General features: G+C 46.6%; 15 protein-coding genes. All 15 read left to right on the top strand.

The features are described from left to right. The first annotated feature begins 274 nt into the window (after nt 1–274). Nucleotides 275–1,096 (top strand): response regulator transcription factor, encoded by an 822-nt coding sequence (locus CF651_RS27675; protein WP_094018096.1) that lies wholly within the window; start codon nt 275–277, stop codon nt 1,094–1,096. Beyond that, nucleotides 1,096–2,901, top strand: coding sequence for a sensor histidine kinase (locus CF651_RS27670; RefSeq protein ID WP_094018095.1), 1,806 nt, complete (start codon nt 1,096–1,098; stop codon nt 2,899–2,901). Before CF651_RS27675 ends, CF651_RS27670 begins: the two co-directional genes overlap by 1 nt. A gap of 208 nt (nt 2,902–3,109) precedes the next feature. Next, nucleotides 3,110–4,294, top strand: a complete 1,185-nt coding sequence (locus CF651_RS27665; protein ID WP_179233020.1) for an ABC transporter substrate-binding protein — start codon at nt 3,110–3,112, stop codon at nt 4,292–4,294. Nucleotides 4,295–4,351: 57 nt separating this feature from the next. Beyond that, the gene (locus tag CF651_RS27660) at nt 4,352–5,323 is read left to right on the top strand and encodes an ABC transporter permease (RefSeq protein ID WP_094018093.1); all 972 of its coding nucleotides are present in this window, start codon (nt 4,352–4,354) and stop codon (nt 5,321–5,323) included. A gap of 12 nt (nt 5,324–5,335) precedes the next feature. After that, nucleotides 5,336–6,232, top strand: coding sequence for a carbohydrate ABC transporter permease (locus tag CF651_RS27655; protein WP_094018092.1), 897 nt, complete (start codon nt 5,336–5,338; stop codon nt 6,230–6,232). 87 nt (nt 6,233–6,319) lie between these two features. Beyond that, nucleotides 6,320–7,987: a type 2 periplasmic-binding domain-containing protein gene (locus CF651_RS27650; protein WP_179233019.1), complete on the top strand. Its 1,668-nt coding sequence runs from the start codon at nt 6,320–6,322 to the stop codon at nt 7,985–7,987. 22 nt (nt 7,988–8,009) lie between these two features. Then, complete coding sequence (locus CF651_RS27645; RefSeq protein ID WP_144029120.1) at nt 8,010–8,960, top strand: sugar phosphate isomerase/epimerase family protein; 951 nt, start codon at nt 8,010–8,012, stop codon at nt 8,958–8,960. Then, a complete protein-coding gene (locus tag CF651_RS27640; protein WP_094018090.1) occupies nt 8,957–9,838 on the top strand; it encodes a sugar phosphate isomerase/epimerase family protein in 882 nt (293 codons plus the stop codon). Before CF651_RS27645 ends, CF651_RS27640 begins: the two co-directional genes overlap by 4 nt. A gap of 43 nt (nt 9,839–9,881) precedes the next feature. Further along, nucleotides 9,882–10,814, top strand: a complete 933-nt coding sequence (locus CF651_RS27635; protein ID WP_094018089.1) for an NAD-dependent epimerase/dehydratase family protein — start codon at nt 9,882–9,884, stop codon at nt 10,812–10,814. A gap of 184 nt (nt 10,815–10,998) precedes the next feature. Then, the gene (locus CF651_RS27630) at nt 10,999–11,568 is read left to right on the top strand and encodes a cupin domain-containing protein (RefSeq protein WP_094018176.1); all 570 of its coding nucleotides are present in this window, start codon (nt 10,999–11,001) and stop codon (nt 11,566–11,568) included. 514 nt (nt 11,569–12,082) lie between these two features. Further along, complete coding sequence (locus tag CF651_RS27625) at nt 12,083–12,514, top strand: MarR family winged helix-turn-helix transcriptional regulator (RefSeq protein ID WP_094018088.1); 432 nt, start codon at nt 12,083–12,085, stop codon at nt 12,512–12,514. 383 nt (nt 12,515–12,897) lie between these two features. Beyond that, entirely contained in the window at nt 12,898–14,274 is a 1,377-nt protein-coding gene (locus tag CF651_RS27620) for a DJ-1/PfpI family protein (protein WP_094018175.1), read from the top strand. 160 nt (nt 14,275–14,434) lie between these two features. Further along, nucleotides 14,435–17,506, top strand: a complete 3,072-nt coding sequence (locus tag CF651_RS27615; RefSeq protein ID WP_094018087.1) for an ATP-binding protein — start codon at nt 14,435–14,437, stop codon at nt 17,504–17,506. An 11-nt stretch (nt 17,507–17,517) separates the two neighbouring features. After that, on the top strand, nt 17,518–18,681 hold the full coding sequence (locus tag CF651_RS27610) for a response regulator (protein ID WP_094018086.1): 1,164 nt from the start codon (nt 17,518–17,520) through the stop codon (nt 18,679–18,681). Nucleotides 18,682–18,855: 174 nt separating this feature from the next. Beyond that, nucleotides 18,856–19,941 (top strand): S-layer homology domain-containing protein (locus CF651_RS27605; RefSeq protein ID WP_094018085.1); only part of this gene is annotated, 1,086 nt, incomplete at its 3' end.

The raw sequence follows: 19,941 nt of genomic DNA, 5'->3' as shown, positions 1-19,941 counted from the left end.
ATCCAAACGGTAATAGACTTCTTGTGCACATCCAAACCGCAAGCGCGCTCAATCGGGATATCCATACCATTCACCTTTCTACGGTAATTCTTGTTCGTCATAGTCAGACTAACGGATGGGTTCGCGACACCATAGCTTAACGACCTCACTCACCAGCCGTAAGAATATATTGAATTGAATAATTAAGTTGCTCGAAGTAATATAAGTGTAACACTTGTAATTTATGTAAATAGACACGAATAAAAAGAAAACGTTTACGAAAGGAGGCGGTGAAGTGATAAGTATCGTTATCGCCGATGATGAACAAATCACTAGACAAGGTTTATCGATTCTACCTTGGGAGGAAGAAGGAATTGTTCTGGCAGGACTAGCAAGCAATGGGTTAGAGGCGCTTGAGTTAGTCCGTTCCCACAGATCGGATATTTTACTAACCGATATCCGTATGCCTGGGATGAACGGTCTTGAAGTTATGGAATGTGCAAGAAACGAGCATCCCCAGCTCAAGGTCATTTTTATCACTGCATATCATCAGCTTGATTACGCCTTAAAGGCGATTCAACTTGGAGCCTCAGGGTTCGTATTGAAGCCGACTGATCCGGATGAGATCATGAACGTGTGCAGAAAAGCAAAAAATTCGATAATCAGTGAAAGAGAACAGAAGAAAGCCACTAAAGATGTACAGGACCGGTTGAAGGAGTATCAGTACATACTTGAGGGTAAAGTAAAGGCGGATACATCCTTAAGAAGTGTGAGCGGTGTGATTACGAATATCCTGCAAGAGATGGAAAGTCGCTATATGGAGGACCTTACGATCCAGCAATTTTCGCAACGCTATCATTTTCACCCCGATTATTTGACGCGCTTGTTTAAGAAAGAAACCGGCGATAACTTCGTGAATGTTCTTGTACGTATACGCATGCAAAGAGCCGTCGGCTTGTTAGCTGATTTTTCAATAAAAGTGTATGAAATTGCAGAACGAGTTGGAGTTCGTGATTCACGTTATTTTGGTCAAATATTTAAAAAGCATTATGGAGTAACGCCACAAGATTTTCGTAAGCGGCTGCAATCTAGCCAGATGGAAACGGAGGAGCCTTGATGCGTGGGACCGTGTTGCTGTCGAAAATCAAACAAGCAGGCACCGATCTAAGTATTCGCAATAAACTCTTTATCGCCTTCCTGTTATTGAACTTCATTCCTCTTGCCATCATTGGCACATTGACTTACCAAAAATCCAATTTACTCATACAAGAAAAGACAAACGATTATACGCTTGATCTACTGGGTGAGGTCAGCAAAAATATTGAACTGAATCTTCGTGAGATTGACCGGTTGTACTACGCTATCTTCACGAATCCTGAAGTACGCCGAGCACTGGAGCAGGCCAATTCAGGACAATTGTCCATGGTCGATTATTTGTCGCTTTCCAACGGGGTTAGTCAAATATTATACGCTGCAATTATTGACCGTGAAGACATCGAGAACGTTCATCTCATTTCATTAAACGGACTTGTGTTTCAAACGGGTGACGCCCGGTCTCTATCGGCCCAGTTAAATAAGACGGATTGGGATCAAATTATGAACAATAAGGGCAATCTGATCTGGCTAAATCTGGAACGTGAACCCCTTTTTATTGCAGGGGGAAGCTCGGTTTATGATGTAGACAATTTAAAAAAGATTGGCTATTTTGTCTTGGAATATAAGAAAACCTCCCTGTATCAGTATTACAGCCAGATTAAACTGCACAATCAAGGGGAATTGTACATTATTGATCAGAACGGTCAAATAATCTCTCACGAACACGAGTCCATGATTAATGTTCGGCCGGACGCATCTTACATTAACCGTATTATCAGCGGTGGGAAGCAAGGTAACTTTTCTGAACTGGTGGATGGACGAAAACAAATCATCACTTACCAGCAAATTGGAGATATGGGATGGAAGCTTGTCAGCGTCATTCCCGCAGAAAATTATTTGATCCAGTCGCTCATATTGAAAAATTGGATGATCCTTATTTTCCTCTCCGTATTCGTGCTGGCAATCATTCTTGCTTACTACATGTCTAACAGCATCTCCAAACCAATCCGACAGCTATCGGACATGATGAAGAATGTTGAGCACGACCGTCTGGATGTTAGCTTCCAATATAATTCACGGAATGAAATTGGCGTTTTAAGCCGTAACTTTAACCGAATGATCTTACGAATCAGTTATCTCATCAATCAGGTGTACCAGGAAGAGCTGCTAAAGCAACGCTCCCAGTTAAAATATCTCATGTTTCAGATTAACCCTCACTTTCTGTTTAATACACTGGAAACGATTAACTGGCTGGCGCGCATACAGGGTGCCCCTGATGTCGGTAAGCTGTCCAAGGCATTGGGTGATTTAATGCGTGAAGCCATCAAAGGGAAAGAAATGGTGACACTTGATCGAGAAATTAAGAATGTGAACAAGTACATTTATATCCAAAACTACCGCTATGCCGACAAATTTCAATTTAACATCGACATGGTTCCTTGCACACTCCATGTAGTTGTTCCTCGTTTTATTCTGCAACCGCTGGTTGAAAATGCCATCGTGCATGGGTTGGAATTGAAGCTGGGTCAAGGTTCGATAGAAATCCGCAGTGAGTTTCGAGGAGAGAATTTAGTGTTGACCGTAACTGACGATGGCCAGGGAATAGAGCCGGCTCAACTCTTGGAACTTCAGAAAGCGCTAACAGGCAAGGTTGAAGAAGTTCAAACAGGCATCGGGTTGTTAAATGTGCATCAACGCATTCAGCTCCACTATGGGAAAGCTTATGGACTTTCTATTCTTAGTACCCCTGGAAGCGGGACTATGATTCAGTTAATACTGCCGAGCAGCGCAGGCCCTGGAGAAAGGCTGTCAGAATCTTCAACCTAAATGTCAGATATACCGCATGGTGCCATACACAATTTACGATTATCCTAATCTTAGGAGGACCGGCATGAGACTTGGAATGGTCAGATCCATAGCGCTGCTTTTGGCACTTGTCCTGGTTACGGTTTCAACCGCTTGCTCAACCATACCGTTCCATATGGAAAGCGAATTGGCAATGGAGCATGCGAAGAAGGAAAAGGCAAAGATGGTTATGTATGATTGGATGAAGGAAAGCAATCCCATCACCGGTATATACAGCGATGTTGTTGATGAGTTCAACGCCAGAACCGACCTAAACGCATTGATCTCAGTTCATCACATTCCTGGCACTCCGTATTACTCGAAATTAAATGCAGGAATTGCCGCAAATCGTGGACCGGATATTTTTATGAGTCATGCTGCTGGTGTATTGGAGAAGTATGCTGCTGCCGAGAGGCTCCTTTCCCTGGATAACGCATTTGCGAAAGACCCGGAATGGAAGGCGAGCTTTAATCCCGGCGTGCTGGATCTGTTGTCTTATGCGGACGAGACTTACGCGGTTCCTAGTTCTTTTGCTGTTGTTGCCTTATTTTACAATAAGCAAATCTTCAAGCATTATAACCTTACCCCGCCACGAACATATGATGAATTGTTATCAGTGATTCGGATACTGACCAAGAACAAGGTGACTCCCTTTGCATTCGGGGCGAAAACGCCGTGGACGGCGGCGCAGTTCACTGAGATGGTTGCTAATCGAATCGGAGGCAATGAGCCGTATGATGCCATTATGGAGGGCCGGGGAAGCTGGCTGCACCCATCTTTTATTGAGACAGGGCATGTGATGCAGGAATTGCGAGATTTGGGTGCTTTTCCAAAACAGTTCTTGGAATTGGATAACGTTGCAGTGAACCTCATGTTCAAGCAAGGGCAAGCGGCCATGCTTGTGACAGGCAGTTGGGCGATAAATCAACTAATCGCCGAAGATTCTGAAATCAAGGACTCCATTGGTGTGATTCAATTCCCGGCTTTTACGAATGGAAAGGGAGATGTCGATACTTGGCTTGGACAAACCTCTGTTAATTTTGCAATCAATGCAGAAGCAAAGGACAAATCGGCGGCTATTGAGCTCCTTAAGATGTTCACTAGCGAGAAATATCAGCGGAGAATTGCTGAGAAGGGCGGAGATATCCCTGTAATCAAGCTGGAGCTTGATCCTGAGCGGACACCCTTATTGACACAAGAGCTGCAGAAGAAGATATCGAATATGAAACGATTATTCATCTTCTATGATGTAGGATTGGGAACGGTCATTGGAGATGAGTATAATCAAACCATCCAAGCGATTCTAGCCGGTAAAAAGCCGGAGGAAGCATTCGCAAATTTAGAGATATTTACGAATCTCCATCGAGGCAACTGATTAACAGTTGTCCTCACCAAAACTGTAATCGCTTACATTTGTGATAGGAGGATTCTTATGGCGTTTGATGCCGATTCAATAAAAATGGATTATACCGCCAATCCGACTGCGGTCCGTCGCAAGAGACTCTGGAGACAATTTAAAATCGATTATCAGCTCTATTTCATTATTTTGCTTCCATTCGCTTGGCTCATTATTTTTCAATACGGACCTATGTATGGCTTACAGCTGGCGTTCAAGGATTTTCATGTGTTTCAAGGGATATGGGGCAGTCCGTGGGTTGGATTTAAACACTTTGCCAAGTTTTTCGAATCATACCAATTCATAAGTGTTGTCAGAAACACGATTTTGATCAGCCTATATGAGCTCATTGCCGGTTTTCCGATTCCGATTTTTTTAGCGCTTGCATTGAACGCAACCCTGCGAACGAGATTCAAACAGGCCGTCCAATTCATTACGTATATGCCCTATTTTATTTCTACGGTGGTGATGGTCGGTATTATCCTGCAGTTTCTGAATCCGCGAATCGGTATCGTGAATCTTGCCCTTGGACATTTGGGCGTAGATCCGATTAACTTCATGGGTGATCCGTCTATGTTCAAATCCATCTATGTATGGTCCGGTATATGGCAGCATGCAGGCTGGGGCACGATTATTTATTTGGCTGCACTCTCCGGCATAAGTCAGGAAATTCACGAAGCGGCGACGATTGATGGAGCAAGCCGAATGCAGCGAATCTGGAATGTGGATTTACCTGGTATCGCGCCAACAATCACCACGCTGCTGATACTGAACATGGGACATATCATGGGTATCGGATTTGAGAAGATTTATTTGATGCAGAATCCGTTGAATATTGCTTCATCTGAGGTGATATCGACGTATGTGTATTCCGTCAGTCTTGCTTCGTCAGCACCGAATTATTCCTACGCAACGGCGATCGGATTCTTTAACTCATTTATAAATTTATTTCTGATTATGACGGTAAACCAGATTGCCAAAAAAGTCGGAGAAACCAGCTTATGGTGAGGAGGCAACTAGATGAAGGAATCGAAATTGGCGTTGTCCAAATCTGACAAAATCTTTTACTTTTGTAACGATTTCATACTGCTGCTTGCCTTACTGATTGTATTATACCCTCTGATTTATATATTCAGCGCTTCACTCAGTGGAAGAGAAGCTGTAGTCACCGGGAAAGTGTTTCTATGGCCGGTCGATTTTTCACTTGAAGGATACGCAGCGGTGTTCCGCGACCCGCGCATTGTAATTGGTTATACGAATACGGTGTTTTATACGTTGGTAGGTACGCTGATTAACATCACTTTAACCATTATGGCTGCCTATCCTCTATCTAGAAAGACGATGGTCGGACGTAATATCATTATGTATCTATTTGCATTCACCATGCTGTTTAACGGCGGGTTGATTCCTAACTATTTGCTGATTAAGAACCTGCACATGATTGACACGAGGTGGGCCATGCTGCTGCCAGCCGGTCTGAGCGTATTCAATGTAATTATCGCCCGGACGTTTTACCAGACCACCATAAGCCAAGAGCTGTATGAAGCGGCAGCCATAGATGGGTGCTCGCATGTGAAATTCATTTGGTATATTGTCATGCCATTGTCTAAAGCTATTACGGCGGTGCTGGTGTTATTTTATGGTGTCTATCATTGGAATTCGTATTTCAACGCTTTTATCTATCTGAAAAGTGACGCGCTCTACCCGTTACAAATTGTCCTGCGCGATATCCTGGTTCAGAACAATATTGATCCGAGTACGATAACCGATCCCGAATCCATGATGCGCAAGCAGGGCTTGGCGGATCTAGTCAAGTATTCCATTGTGGTTGTTGCCAGCTTGCCTGTATGGCTGGTCTATCCATTCGTTCAAAAGCATTTCGTCAAAGGTGTGATGATCGGATCCATTAAAGGCTGACCGATGCATGCCAGGATATAGCCAACCGCCCCTCCTTGTCCGAGGTCCCGGTTGATGTATATAAGAAAATATGGAAGGGGAATGTATGTGAGAATAAGGACCGCCAGCTTTCTAATGTCATTTCTTGCAGCAATGATGGTTGTAAGCGCTTGTTCAAATTCGGAAACAGCTCCATCCTCACAAACCTCCAATGACAGCAGTACAAAGACGGATCAGTCTAAGGATAATAACGCTAAGGATAGCTCGAAAAAACTAACCACGATTACGGTTACGACACCACGTTGGCCAAACACCTTATCTTACGAGTATGGTGAGAATGAATTGACGACTTGGGAGCAAGATCAAACGAATACTCAGATCAAATGGAATCTGTTTCCGGATGCGGACAAGATGCAGAAGCTGAACCTTGAACTATCCTCCGGAGGTAATTTGGGCGATGTCGTTATGGGTGACTTTGGTGCCGACAACTCGTTCCTTGCCACCTATGGATCACAAGGTGCTCTCATTCCGCTTGAAGACCTGATAGAGAAGAACGCGCCTAACATCAAGCAGCAATTCGAACAATATCCGGATTTAAAAAAGTCGGTAACCGCACCGGACGGACATATTTATGGGCTTAGGGAACTCGGAAACTGCTATAACTGCGACCGGGCCATGCGTTTTTGGATCAATTCCGATTTCCTCAAAAAGCTGAACATGAGCATGCCGACAACAACGGATGAACTGGAGAAGCTTCTGAAAGCGGTAAAAGAAAAGGATCCGAACGGCAATGGAAAAGCAGACGAAATTGGTATCACCGGATCGCCGAAAAGCTGGTACGCCAATGTCCACCAATTCATTCTGCATGCGTTTACCTATTTTGATGGAGATGGCTTATACGTCAAAAATGATAAAGTCGTGGCTGCCTATGCTACGCAGGAATGGAGGGACGGACTACGTTATCTGAATAAGCTCTATAGTCAAGGATTAATTGATCCATCGGCTTTTACCAATGACGAAAATCAAATGAAGCAGACGGTCGAGTTGAATAACGGGCAGACCGTGGCTGCAGTGGCCGGTGGCGGACAGCATGTATTCGCAGCGAATGATTCTACAAGATTGAAGTATGAAATCGTTCCACCGCTTAAAGGGCCGAGCGGATTCCAGAACGCTTATCGCAACGACTATGGTATCATCGCCAGCTACAAATTCATGATCCCTGCATCGGTTAAAGACAAGGTTGCTGCGATCAAGTGGATCGATTTTCAATTCACGCAAGAAGCAAGCGCTAGAGGACGTTACGGTACACCCGGCGTAAACTGGGAGAAGCCAAAGGCAGGCACGACTGCAGCTAACGGCGGTGACGCACAATTCACAATCATCGGTCACGATATTTGGCAGGATCCGCAAAAAGCGCATTGGCATGGTGCCAACAGTGTATGGCAGCGCTGGGGTTCCGATGCACGGGCGAAGCTGGAAGAGGGCAAGTTCGACCTGGAGACTTCCTTGTTCGATGCAGCCAAACTGTATGACAAATATGCGGAAAAAGCTTCCGTGCCAAAGTTCTTTTTTAACCCGGATACTGCACAAAAATATAATCAAATTCGTCAAGATCTGAAGAAGTACTACGAAGCAGCTACCGCAGATTTTATCGTCGGCAACCGTAATATCGATAAAGATTGGGATACGTATTTGGGCGAGCTGAAGAAAATCGGAGTGGACGAATTTATTAAAATTCAACAAACCGAATACGATAAGAATTGGAAAAGCAAGTAATTAGAAGGGGGTAGGAATAGATATGGTTGATCTGCTGAAACCGGACCGGAATGTAAGTAACAAGCTTCGCTCTATGAAAATCGGCGTACAAGGCAGCTTCTATCCGGCGCCGGAAGGAATGCCTAAGGAAGACATCCCGGAGTGGCAAATTCGCCGATTAGCCGCTATGGGGTGCACAGTGCACCAGATCGGATTCGGCCATCTACCGGAAGACAACAGAAAACTTCCTGCAATCCAAGCGCTTGCGGATTCCCTTGGGGTGGAGCTAGAGCTTACCGCTCCCGGCGCCTTCGGAGTAAGCGGTCCTTATGCGAACGAGGAGGCCAGGTCACGTTTTATGAAAGCCATCGAGCATGCCAGCCTTCTCGGGATACCAGTTGTACGAACCGGTTACGGGCGGCTGAATGTCAAAACAAGCCGCTTCAATAGGAGCATACCTGTTCGTGACCATCTGGAATCACTTGTTCCTTCTTTGCAGGAAGCGGGGCGAATCGCTGCAGCTGCAGGATTGGATTTGGCTGTGGAAAATCATTGCGATTTTACTGGACGTGAGATGCAGTATCTGTTTGATAAAACGGATATGCCGAATGTCGGTGCCGCATTGGATACGGCAAATGGTTTTACGGTGTTTTGCGATCCTCAGGATGATATTGAAGCGCTCGCCCCTTATACGTTCACGACGCACATGAAGGACATGGTCATTGTAGATATGCCTGTTCGAGGATACATTCCAATGATTGCACAGGGGTGCGGCCTTGGGGAAGGCCATGTAGATTTGTCGCGAACTATCGATCTACTTGTAAAGCACAGTCCACGTGCCGAAGGTTTGCATTTATTGATTGAGCCGGGATGGATGACATGGAATCCAAACCGGGATAGACTAGAGCAGGAGCACGAGTACTTTGACAACGGTATCCGGTATTTGAAAGAGTTACTGGACGAGAAAGTGAAGGATTCGGAGGAGTTCCAATGACAAAACATAATATTTTGATTGGGCATACCGCCATTACTTGGGATAACAAAGAGGTAGAACATGCCATTGCAGCAATCGGTTCTTGTGGCTACTGGGGAACGGAAACATTCGGTTGGGTTCTGGAGGAATGGGAGAGGAGCAACCGGGATTTATTGGAGGTATTTCGACGTAGTGAGCTGCAATTAACCTCTTTATATTGCCATTTGGATATTGTTGACCCAAACAAGCGTGTGGATAGCATCCAGCAGGTCATGGATTGGATTAAGCTGTATAAGAAATTTAACGGTCCTGTCGTTGTCGTCGGTGGTATGATGCTGCAGCGCGATAACTTCTCCATCACGGAGCATTTGTCCAATATCAGTACAACATTAAATGAGCTGGCTAAACGAATCGTCGATCAAGGGCTGATTTGCTGCTTCCATCCGCATACCGGAACGCCCGTTGAAACGAAAGATGAAATTCATCGGGTGATAAACGCTATGGATTCGAGCGTTGTCAAATTCGCGCCGGATCTCGGTCAAATCGCCAAGGGAGGTTCCGACCCGTCTGAGTTTGTAAAAGAGTATTATGAGCTGATTCGCATGGTACATATTAAAGACTATATCGGTGGTCCAGTTGAAAAGGATGCGGAGGGGCGGGAAATCGATAAAACCGGATTTCTCGGATATACCCCACTCGGTATGGGAAGCGTGGATATTCAGAGCATACTCGAATATTTGGAAGAACGTGATTATAACCATTATGCGCTGGTTGAGCTTGACGGCAATCAGTGGAGCGCCACCCGGAAAGGCAATCCGTTGATGCCGTCGTTGGAAGCGGTCCAAACAAGCAAGCGTTATTTAGAAAAATTAGGATATCGCAATTTCCGAACCGAATAGAGATTTCACCCTAGTCCATTAGGGAGAAAGAGGGGAAGGGACGATGACAACCCATAGGAAAGTATTGGTTACCGGTGGGGCGGGACGATTGGCTCGGTATACGATCGAATATTTGTTAGAACGCAACTATCAAGTGACAGCCTTTGATGTGATATCGCCCGATGCTGAAACTTTCCCCAAGGAAGTCCAGTTTATCAAAGGAAACTTGACCTCACTCGAGGATAATCTACGCGCCATGCACTTGTCCGATGCGGATGCTATTATCCATCTCGGCGCCATTACGCATGATACGACGATGCAGCCCGGGAGTGTTAGAATTCAGCGTATGCCGGAAGACGAGACAATGCGGGTCAATACGATGGGGACCTATTATTTGATGGATGCGGCACGAAGATTCCATGTAAAGACCGTTGTCGCCGCCTCCTCATACTATGTGCTGGGACTCGGTTTTCGTATCAGCAATAAGCCTTTTCAGGTCCATTACTTGCCTATTGACGAAGAACATCCGTTGCAGCCGGAGGATTCCTACAGCCTTTCCAAGCTGTTCAATGAGGAAACCCTGAAGGCATTCGGACTGGCGTACGGCATTCGTACGGTAGCATTTCGTTTGAATGGTGTGGATTATCCTTTTCAACGCCATATGTATAAATACAATACAACACCTGAAGCGCGTCCGAATCACGTGGGCGGCCCAATCGGCACGACGCATCAATATATCGATCCGCGTGATGCCGCGCAGGCATTTACACTGGCACTAGAAGCGAATAACCTTGAACTATTTGAAGCGTTCTACCTCCATACGGACAGCAGACACTGGGAGGATACGAAAACGGTCATTGAACGTCACTGGCCTGATTTGAAACAATTGGCCGGCAATTTAATCGGAACGGAAGGCTTGATAACTTGCCGGAAGCTGCGCGAGAAGCTGGGCTATCAGCCGCAATATTCATGGAGAAACCCGAGGGATGACTTCTAAAATCCCACTAATGGGATCCTGCAATAAATAATTCGTTCTAGAAATTAGTTATGTAATTAGATTTAGTATTTATGAGTGCAGCTGAACCATCCCCATAATACCTCCAGAACTACAACGAGAAAGGTACAATTTCCAACATTAGGCATATGCTGGAGTAGTTCAGAATGGAGGTAATTAAAAAATGATGCGTGCTGTGCCTCAAGCATCCGTGAACCCAACATATCCCTTTTACTCCTGGCAACTATATCAGCCATATCGTTCACACATTTATCCTCATTACGTAATAGCTTATCCGCCTGTGTATCCGCCCAGCTTTGTCAATGAACGGTTCAGTTCTTTGCAGGGCACGGATATAAGGGACTTTGGAAAAGAACCGTTTGTAGTCGATATCGAACAAGTAACGAAGCAGAACAACACGTTCCGTACTGCTTTATGGACGGGGGCGCATTTTCAGGTAACCGTAATGAGTATCCCTGTCGGAAGCGATATTGGGTTAGAGGTGCATCCGAATACCGATCAGTTTATTAGAATTGAAGAGGGACAAAGCCTTGTTCAAATGGGAAACTCCAGAGAAAGACTTGATTTTGAGGCTAAAGCCCAGGAAGGTTATGCCATTATGATTCCTGCGGGAAAGTGGCACAATGTGACCAACACGGGGAATAAGCCGTTAAAGGTATACGTCATTTATGCCCCGCCACAACATCCATTTGGCACCGTTCATCCGACAAAGGCTGATGCTATGGCTTCCCATTAGCGGCGAGGCTAGTAATATTGGAAATATACAGATTGGGCTATACAGAGAAGCCGGCTACCGTTTACTGGTGCCGGTTCTTTTTTTTATATGGCGTGCCAGAGGCACGCATCTTCTAGCCGATGAAATTCCGGTCGCGGGAGGGGCCAAGCCCCCGTGTAGCTAGGATAATTGCGTATGGCAAAATCTGTGCGTAAAAGCGTATCGACGAAAGTACCTGTCGGAGACAGGGCAAGCGACATACCGGGCCGTAACACTGTCATCATAGATCGCAGCAATCGGCAGCGACAATACAACACCGAGATAAAAGATACGCGTGCCATTCTAACAAGTGGATGTTCATGTTCTCTCCTTTGGAATTGATTTCAGGTTAATGATGTGGTATAACATTTTTTACAAAGTCAAATATTGTACTTGTACAAATATAAATCAATTTTTCTTGTGTTCATGGAAAAGTTACAATAACTTCAAACGTGCAATTGTTTTGATATACCAGTTATAGACAAGGTGATGATAAATGATCCACGATACATTTGGGGATTTCTTATACTCCATAATTAAGATGTCGGGCATACTCGGCGGTGACAAATCTTTTGTCGAAGGGCTCACCCCCAAACAATTGCATCTTTTGATGGAAATAGGTTCACAAACTTACCGTCACGGAGATTTGGCAGGCATTCTTGGAGTGGACCCTTCCACATTGACAAGGACACTGGATCCACTTGCGAAAGCCGGTCTGGTGGACAGGCAGTCCAATCCAGACAATAGAAGGGAAGTTCTGATCAAACTCTCCCAAAAGGGCTTGGAAGCGGTGGTAGTGGCTCATGAAAAACATCATCAGTTGTTTGCCAAGCTGTTAAACCAAGTTCCCGAAAACAAGCGAAAACAAGTGGATGAGAGTCTGGCTATTTTATTGAAAATCATCAAGCAAACTAACGTTAAGCATTAAGACAAGGCAACGGCTGAACTGAAGCTCAATTTTCAGGCAGCCGTTTTTTATAAAATTAATTTGTAACTATACAACAATTAATCATTGACAACAAATGATATTTATTATATTTGTATATATACAATTGTTATGATGAGAAAATTTAAACAAAGGAGCTTGGTTATGCAATCTATCGGATGGCGGTTGGAAGCAGCTTGCTCGCCGCTTTGGTAAACAATCAACTGACAAAGTCCGCCTCCACAATCGACACAGTTAACTTTTCGGCTGCACAGATGGAAGTGCTTAAAGACCCGAACTTGCTCATGAATCCTACACTTCAAAAGACGGTTCCGGAACAGGCACCGCTTGTTCTGCAAAAAATTTTGGTCAGAGGAGAATTAAAGATGAAGTTATTATTACGTGTATTTGTCTATGTATTGACGTTCGTTATATTTTTCGGAGGGATCGGTGCATATGGGTATATTCGCTCCAATCAGGAATATTGGAAACCCGCTCGGCAAACACCAATGCCCGCTTTACAAGGCGTGAGCGTGCCTGAACATAATCCGAAAAAACCTACAGTAGCTGTTCTTTTATCCAATCCGACGACAGAAGTGTTTGATTTTATGGTTCCGTATGAAATGTTTGCGATGACCGAGTCTTATAACGTATATGCTGTTGCCCCGGATAAAAATGTGAAAACACTCACTGGCGGTTTGGATCTGATGCCGCACTATTCTTTTGATGAACTGGATCGATTATTAGGAAAAAGTCCTGACCTTATTGTAATCCCGGCCATGCCTATGGTTGACGAAGCAAAGGTTAAACCTGTCCGGGAATGGATACAAAAACATGCTGATACGAAGTTGTTAAGCATTTGCGCTGGAGGGTTGAACCTGGCCGATACAGGTTTATTAAAAGGGAAAGAAGCAACTACCGACTGGAAAAGCTTCGATTATCATGAAATTAATAAGTATCCTGAAACAACATGGAGAAGGGATATGCGTTATGTCACAAACAGGAACATCGTCGCTTCAGCAGCGCTCACTTCAGGGATCGATGCCGTCCTCTACGTGATCTCACAACAAATAGGCGAACCTATGGCGGAGAAAATTGCAAAAGAAATGAATTACCCTTCTTATGATTTCGTAAAAAATCCGAAGATAGACCCTTATTATGTGGATCGAACCGAACTGACTTTTACGTTCAACAATGCATTCCAATGGAACAAAAAAAGCTTAGGTGTATTGTTGTATAACGAGATGGATGACGGAGCGCTTACGACGATTTTTGATACGTATGCCGCTTCTGGAACATCAAAGGTTTACACCATCTCAGACGCCAAACAGCCTATCGTTACAAAGTATCACCTTAACCTAATCACCCGGTATCAAATGTCGAATGCACCGAGGCTGGATCGAATGTTCGTTTCGGGAGTAGAAGCCAAAACTTTAGCTGCGGAAGAAGTCAAGGAGTGGAACGCAAGTGGTAACAACGTGGTGCCTGAGTTTATTCACAGCGGCTCCTCTGAGAGATTTATGTTTGATGCTCCGCTTGAAGATTTAGCGAAGCAGGAGGACGTCCTGACCGCTAAATATGGTGCCAAGCGATTGGAATACCGCGCGACCAATCTAAACTACAAAGGAAAACCTTTTTCATATGAAGCTTTCGGTATACCCGTTATGCTTATTTTAGCTGCATGGTTTACTGCTCTCTTTATTGATAAACGATTCATTCGAAAAGTGAAGAAAGGGCGTCAATCAATAGCACATTCTAACTAATTGCCGGGTTTTTGTCAGGGTTTAAAGCAGAGGGCGGTTTACACAGCGTGCGTTATTGTCCTTTATAGAAAAAACACGATTCGATAGGAGTGAGATTTGTAGGAACTTGGAAATTTATGTCGAATAATGAATAGGAATATCATGCACAAGGGGAACATGAATGCGCAAAAACGCCGCGGCTTTACTTACAATCATTTGCACTTTAATGATTTTTTTCTCGGTATACGAGGGTGTTTCCATCCGGAGGGCAGTTGCGAACCATCCTGTAGCGGAAAGGGGTGTCATGGATTTAACGGGCTGGGACTTTGCGGCAAGCGGCATTGCGCCTCTGAATGGGGAATGGGAATATTACAGGAACCAGCTCTTGGTTCCGGACGATTTTAATCCGGATAAACGAGGCGGCAAGCTGCCGGAAATGACGGCTTACGTGCACGTGCCGGATATATGGGACCGGTACCTGGGGCAAGAGGATGCTGCACATGGTTACGCAACGTTTCGTCTGCGTGTCAAGCTGGAAGAAGGAAACGGGCGGATTTACGGGATCCGGCCATTAAATATTAAAACTGCACATAAATTGTACGTGAATGGCAGGGAGATTGGAGGCCGCGGCATACCCGGGCTGAATTCGCAGGGGACGGTATCGGTCAATGCGCCTTATGCCCGTTTTTTTGCGCTAGAAGGCAGCAGCGCCGAAATCGTTGTGCAGGTCGCTAACTATCGATATGCCGATGGCGGAATCACGCATCCCATTTTTCTCGGATATCAGGAGGACATTCAATTTTCCCGGGAGACCGCAGTCTCGATCGATTTAATTGCAGTCTCCGGATTTGTGTTGATCGGCACATATTTTCTTGTACTGTACCGGATGAGGAGACGAGAACGGTCCTGGCTCTATTTTGGCTTATGCTGTGTCTCCGTTGGCATGTATGTGGCAACACACGGCGAAAAGATCGTGGCGATCGTTCTCCCGGAATTAGATTTCGAGCTGATGCTAAAAATTCAGACGTTATCTGGGGCGTTCGTTGAATTATTTTTGCTGCTGTATACGATGCGCTCTTTTCCGAATCTGTTCAAGAAAATCGCGATGCAAGGGTTCGGGGCTATACTAACCGTGCGGATCTTGTTTACCCTGCTGACTCCGGCATCCGTCTTCTCACAAGCCGATTTCCTCGTTTTCGCCTTATCGTTAGCCGAAATCCTTTACGTCGTATACGTGATGGCGGCAGGTGCGGTACGGAGGATGGAAGGCGCGAGTTACATGCTGATCGGAGCGCTATCGCTGCTGATCCTCGATGTTGTAACGACTCTGGACATTATCCTCTCCGTGTCCGTCTATTCCATCCAGGTGGTTGCATGGATAAGCTTCGCCTTGGCACAGATGCTGCTCTTGTCCAAAAGATTCATCCGTGCGTTCAGCGCAGTCGAGCAGCTTTCCAAACGGCTGCACTCGCTCGATCGTTTCAAGGACGAATTTCTGGCCAATACGTCTCATGAAATGAAAACGCCGCTGCACGGCATCATCAATATTGCCCAGTCGCTGATCGAGGGTGCGGCAGGTAGGCTCACACCGCAGCAAGAGGAAAATGTGGCGTTGATCGCGTCTACCGGCAAGCGAATGGCCAATTTGGTAGGCGATCTGCTTGATTTCTCCAAACTGAAAAACGGGGAGCTTATCCTGAAGCGACGGGCTGTCGCATTGCGTCCGGTCGTGCAGGTCATCATGGAGATGTTCCGTCATCTGTCCGGAAACAAGCCGGTGCGTTTTATTGAACTCTTGAACAATCGTCAGTTCGTTTATATGGACGAAGACAGGCTGGTACAAATCCTGAATAACCTGATTGGCAATGCGCTTAAGTTTACGGCGGCTGGCGAGATTACCGTTTCCGCCCGCGAGGAGAACGGTTGGCTGGCAATTTCCGTTGCCGATACCGGTATCGGGATACCGCCTGGCAAGCTGGAGGTTATTTTTGAAGCGTTCGAGCAAACAGGAAGTGCGATGGCGAGGGAATTCGGAGGAACGGGACTTGGACTCAGCATCACCAAACGGCTAGTGGAATTGCACGGCGGCATCATTCGGGCGGAATCGGGTCCCGGGAAAGGTGCGGTGTTTACATTTACGGCACCACTCGCCCGCGAAGGGGACGATCAACTGGCCGGGGCGGAAATAGCAGCGGCAAGCGAGCCTACTATGATGCTTGACCGGCCGCCCGCTGCTTCGGATACTTTCCGGCTGGAAGGTGACAAAACGTTTACGGTTCTCGTTGCGGATGACGATGCGGCCAATCGCCAGGTGCTGATTAATCTGTTGTCGGTTGAGAAATATACCGTCATCGCGGTTTCCCACGGGCAGGAAGCGATGCGCCAGCTTGATCTGAACCGGCGCATCGATTTGGCGGTTATCGATCTGATGATGCCCGGCATGTCTGGGTACGAGGTGTGCCGGAACATCCGCAATCGTTACTCGCTATCTGAGCTTCCGGTACTGCTGTTAACTGCAAGAAACCGCCCGGAGGATATTTTGACGGCATTTGACGCCGGAGTAAATGATTTTCTCGGCAAGCCGGTGGAAGCCGGGGAATTAAAGGCCCGCATCCGTACGCTGTTGGAGATGAAAAAGTCGGTCGGCAAACTGATCAATGCCGAGATGGCCTTTTTACAGGCACAAATCAAACCTCACTTCCTGTTTAATACGCTGAATACGGTGATCTCGGTCAGTTACACCGATGTCGGGAAGGCACAGGAGCTGCTGGGTGAATTGGGCCAGTATCTGAGAAGCAGCTTCGACTTCCAAAACCTGGAACATCTGGTTTCGATCCGCAAAGAGCTGGAGCTTGTGGAGTCCTATCTGATCATCGAGCAGGCCCGTTTTGGCCCGCGGTTGCAGGTCATTTATGACATCGATGAACAGATCCGCGTGCCGATTCCCCCGCTGGTTATCCAACCGATCGTGGAAAACGCGGTGCGGCACGGGGTTACGAAGCGTCCAGAAGGAGGAACTGTCCGGATTTCCGCAAAATCAGGACAAGATGGCATCGTTGTCCTCGTGGAAGATGACGGGCCGGGTTTTTCCCTGGAATCGAAGATGGCGGGAACGAAAGAGCGTACGGGAGGGGTCGGGCTTGCGAATATCGAGCGCCGCATGCGGACGCTCTACGGAACCGGGCTAGAGATCGATAGCACACCGGGACAAGGCACGAAAGTAACAATCCGCGTTCCGAATTCAATCAAGTGAGGTGTACGTAAGTGCTGCGCGCGATTTTGGTCGATGATGAGAAGCCTGCGTTGGATTTGCTCGAAAAGCTGCTGTCTGCAACCGGACATTTCGGAAATGTCGGGATGTTTACGAAACCGGACGAGGCAGTGGAGTGGCTTAAGAAGGAAACGGTTGACATTGTGTTTCTAGATATTGAGATGCCCGTTATGAACGGGATCGAAACAGCCGAACACATTATGGCGATCGACCCTGGAATTGACATTGTATTCGTAACCGCCTACAACCAGTACGCGATCGATGCTTTTGAGGTGAATGCTGTCGACTACGTGCTGAAGCCGACGACAGCGGGGCGGCTGGGCAAGACGATTGAGCGAATCCTATTGAGGCGTGGGGCGTCAGTAGGTGGCAGGGAGTATGCGTCAACGGTACCCACTGGTAAATCCCGCTTCCACTGCTTCTCCCGATTCGAATGGATCTGCGATCCGGAGTCGCCGGTCACAGTAAAGTGGAGGACATCCAAGGAACGCGAGTTGATGGCGTACTTGGTCCATCACAGGAATGCATTCGTCACGAAAGAAAAAATTTTGGAGGATGTATGGGCTGGCTCGAATCCGGAACAGGCGGTTGTTTTTTTACACACCTGTATTTATGGCATCAGGAAAAAGCTCGGGAGCATCGGCTGCAAGCATTTACTGGAATTTAGGAACAATAGCTACCGATTGGAGGTTAGTGGGCTATGGTGTGATGCCGAAGAATTCGAGCGGGCCGTTAGCGGAAGAAAAGCGGTTTCCCCTGTTTCGATTGATGATTTCAATCGGATTGCAGGCTTATATACAGGAAATTATATGGAAGAGGACGGATTCGTTTGGGTACACGAGGCGCAAGAAAAGTTCAAGGACGCCTATATTGGGCTCATGAAACGGATGACGGAGTGCTATTTGTCGATGAAAGAGCCTCGTGCCGCAGCAGACTGCCTGCGCAGAGCGCTTGAAAAAAATCCGTTCCTCGACGATATCAACGAAATCTTGTTGAAGGTATATGCAGATATGGGCGATAGGCTGTCTATGGTGAGGCATTACAAACAATTTACAAAGCTATTGCAAGAGGAGCTCGGGATTGCACCGTTAAAGTCGACGGTGCAATTGTATACCCGGTTATGTAGCGGCAACGTCGACGAGGAGTCGAAGGCGTGAGCCGCTTCTTTTTTTGCTCAGTATTTGCTCAGAGCGGTGTGGTATGGTTAAAAAGTCATGCATCATCGGGGAGATATGACTATTTTCGACAGGAAAGGAGTTCATTTACACAAGGATTGTTGGTGTTATGGAATTGAAGCTAAATTATGACATGAACCAAAGGGGGAGAAGAAATTGTACAAAAAGCGCATGATCAGTTCTTTGCTCAGCGTTGCATTATTATCAGCGCCGCTATTTCCAGGAAAAGGAGCGGCGGAAGCGATTTTTTCCGATATCGACGGCTCTTACGCCAAAGATGCAATTATTCAACTGGCTCAAGCCGGTATTATCAACGGGGTCCAGGAGGGTATATTTAATCCAACAGGAAAATTGAAGCGGGAAGATTTCGCAATCATTTTGGCGAAAGCTCTGAAGCTTGATGTTTCGAATGCTCCGGCAGCTCCGACATTCCAAGACGTCCCACCCAGCAGCTACGCTTACACTTATGTTGAGGCTGCAGTTAAAGCCGGGATTATCCAAGGCACAGGGAATGGTGCATTTGGGGCAGGCCAATCGCTGTCAAGACAGGATATGGCAGTGCTATACGTACGGGCGCTTGGGGTAGACACAACTGGAAAAAGCGCTGCTTTGACGTTCGCTGACAACGATCAAATATCGGACTATGCCAAAGACGCCATTGGTGCCGCTGTGGAATTGGGGCTCATTACTGGTGTGGGTAACAACACGTTTAATCCGAGGGAGCAAGTGGACCGCCAAGCGGTGGCCATGATTTCTACAGCGTTTCTTAAGAAGCAGGATACAACGAGAAATTCCGGGCAATCTCAGTCTCAATCTGAGCAGCAGACGAAGCCTCAGCCGACCCCAGAGCCTGTGGTCAGTACAGACCCAGTCGTTTCATCAAGCGGATCAGGCCGTCGGAATCACGGTGATACGACATCACCTACGGTAGATGTATCGAAGTTCACCGCTATCGATAACTACAATGGCACGCCGGATCAGCTTACCGGGGCAGCAGGCACTGTAGCCGAAGCAAATGTGGCTGTACAAGCATACCTATGGTCTGATCAGAACGCAAATAATATCGTCGACGCGACAGAGTTGGGAGCGGCCATATCCCTTGGAACGAGCGCAGCTGACGGCTCTGTGGCGGCAGCCAATATCGGAGATTTGGCGGCTGGTAGTTATACGTTTGTCGTGACGGCGACCGATGCATCGAACAATGAATCGGCCAGAGACGCGGCACATGCGGTTACCGTGGTT

Origin of the sequence: Paenibacillus rigui (assembly GCF_002234615.1) — a bacterium.
GTDB classification, from domain to species: domain Bacteria; phylum Bacillota; class Bacilli; order Paenibacillales; family NBRC-103111; genus Paenibacillus_S; species Paenibacillus_S rigui.
This window is presented reverse-complemented; position numbering and strand designations above follow the sequence as displayed.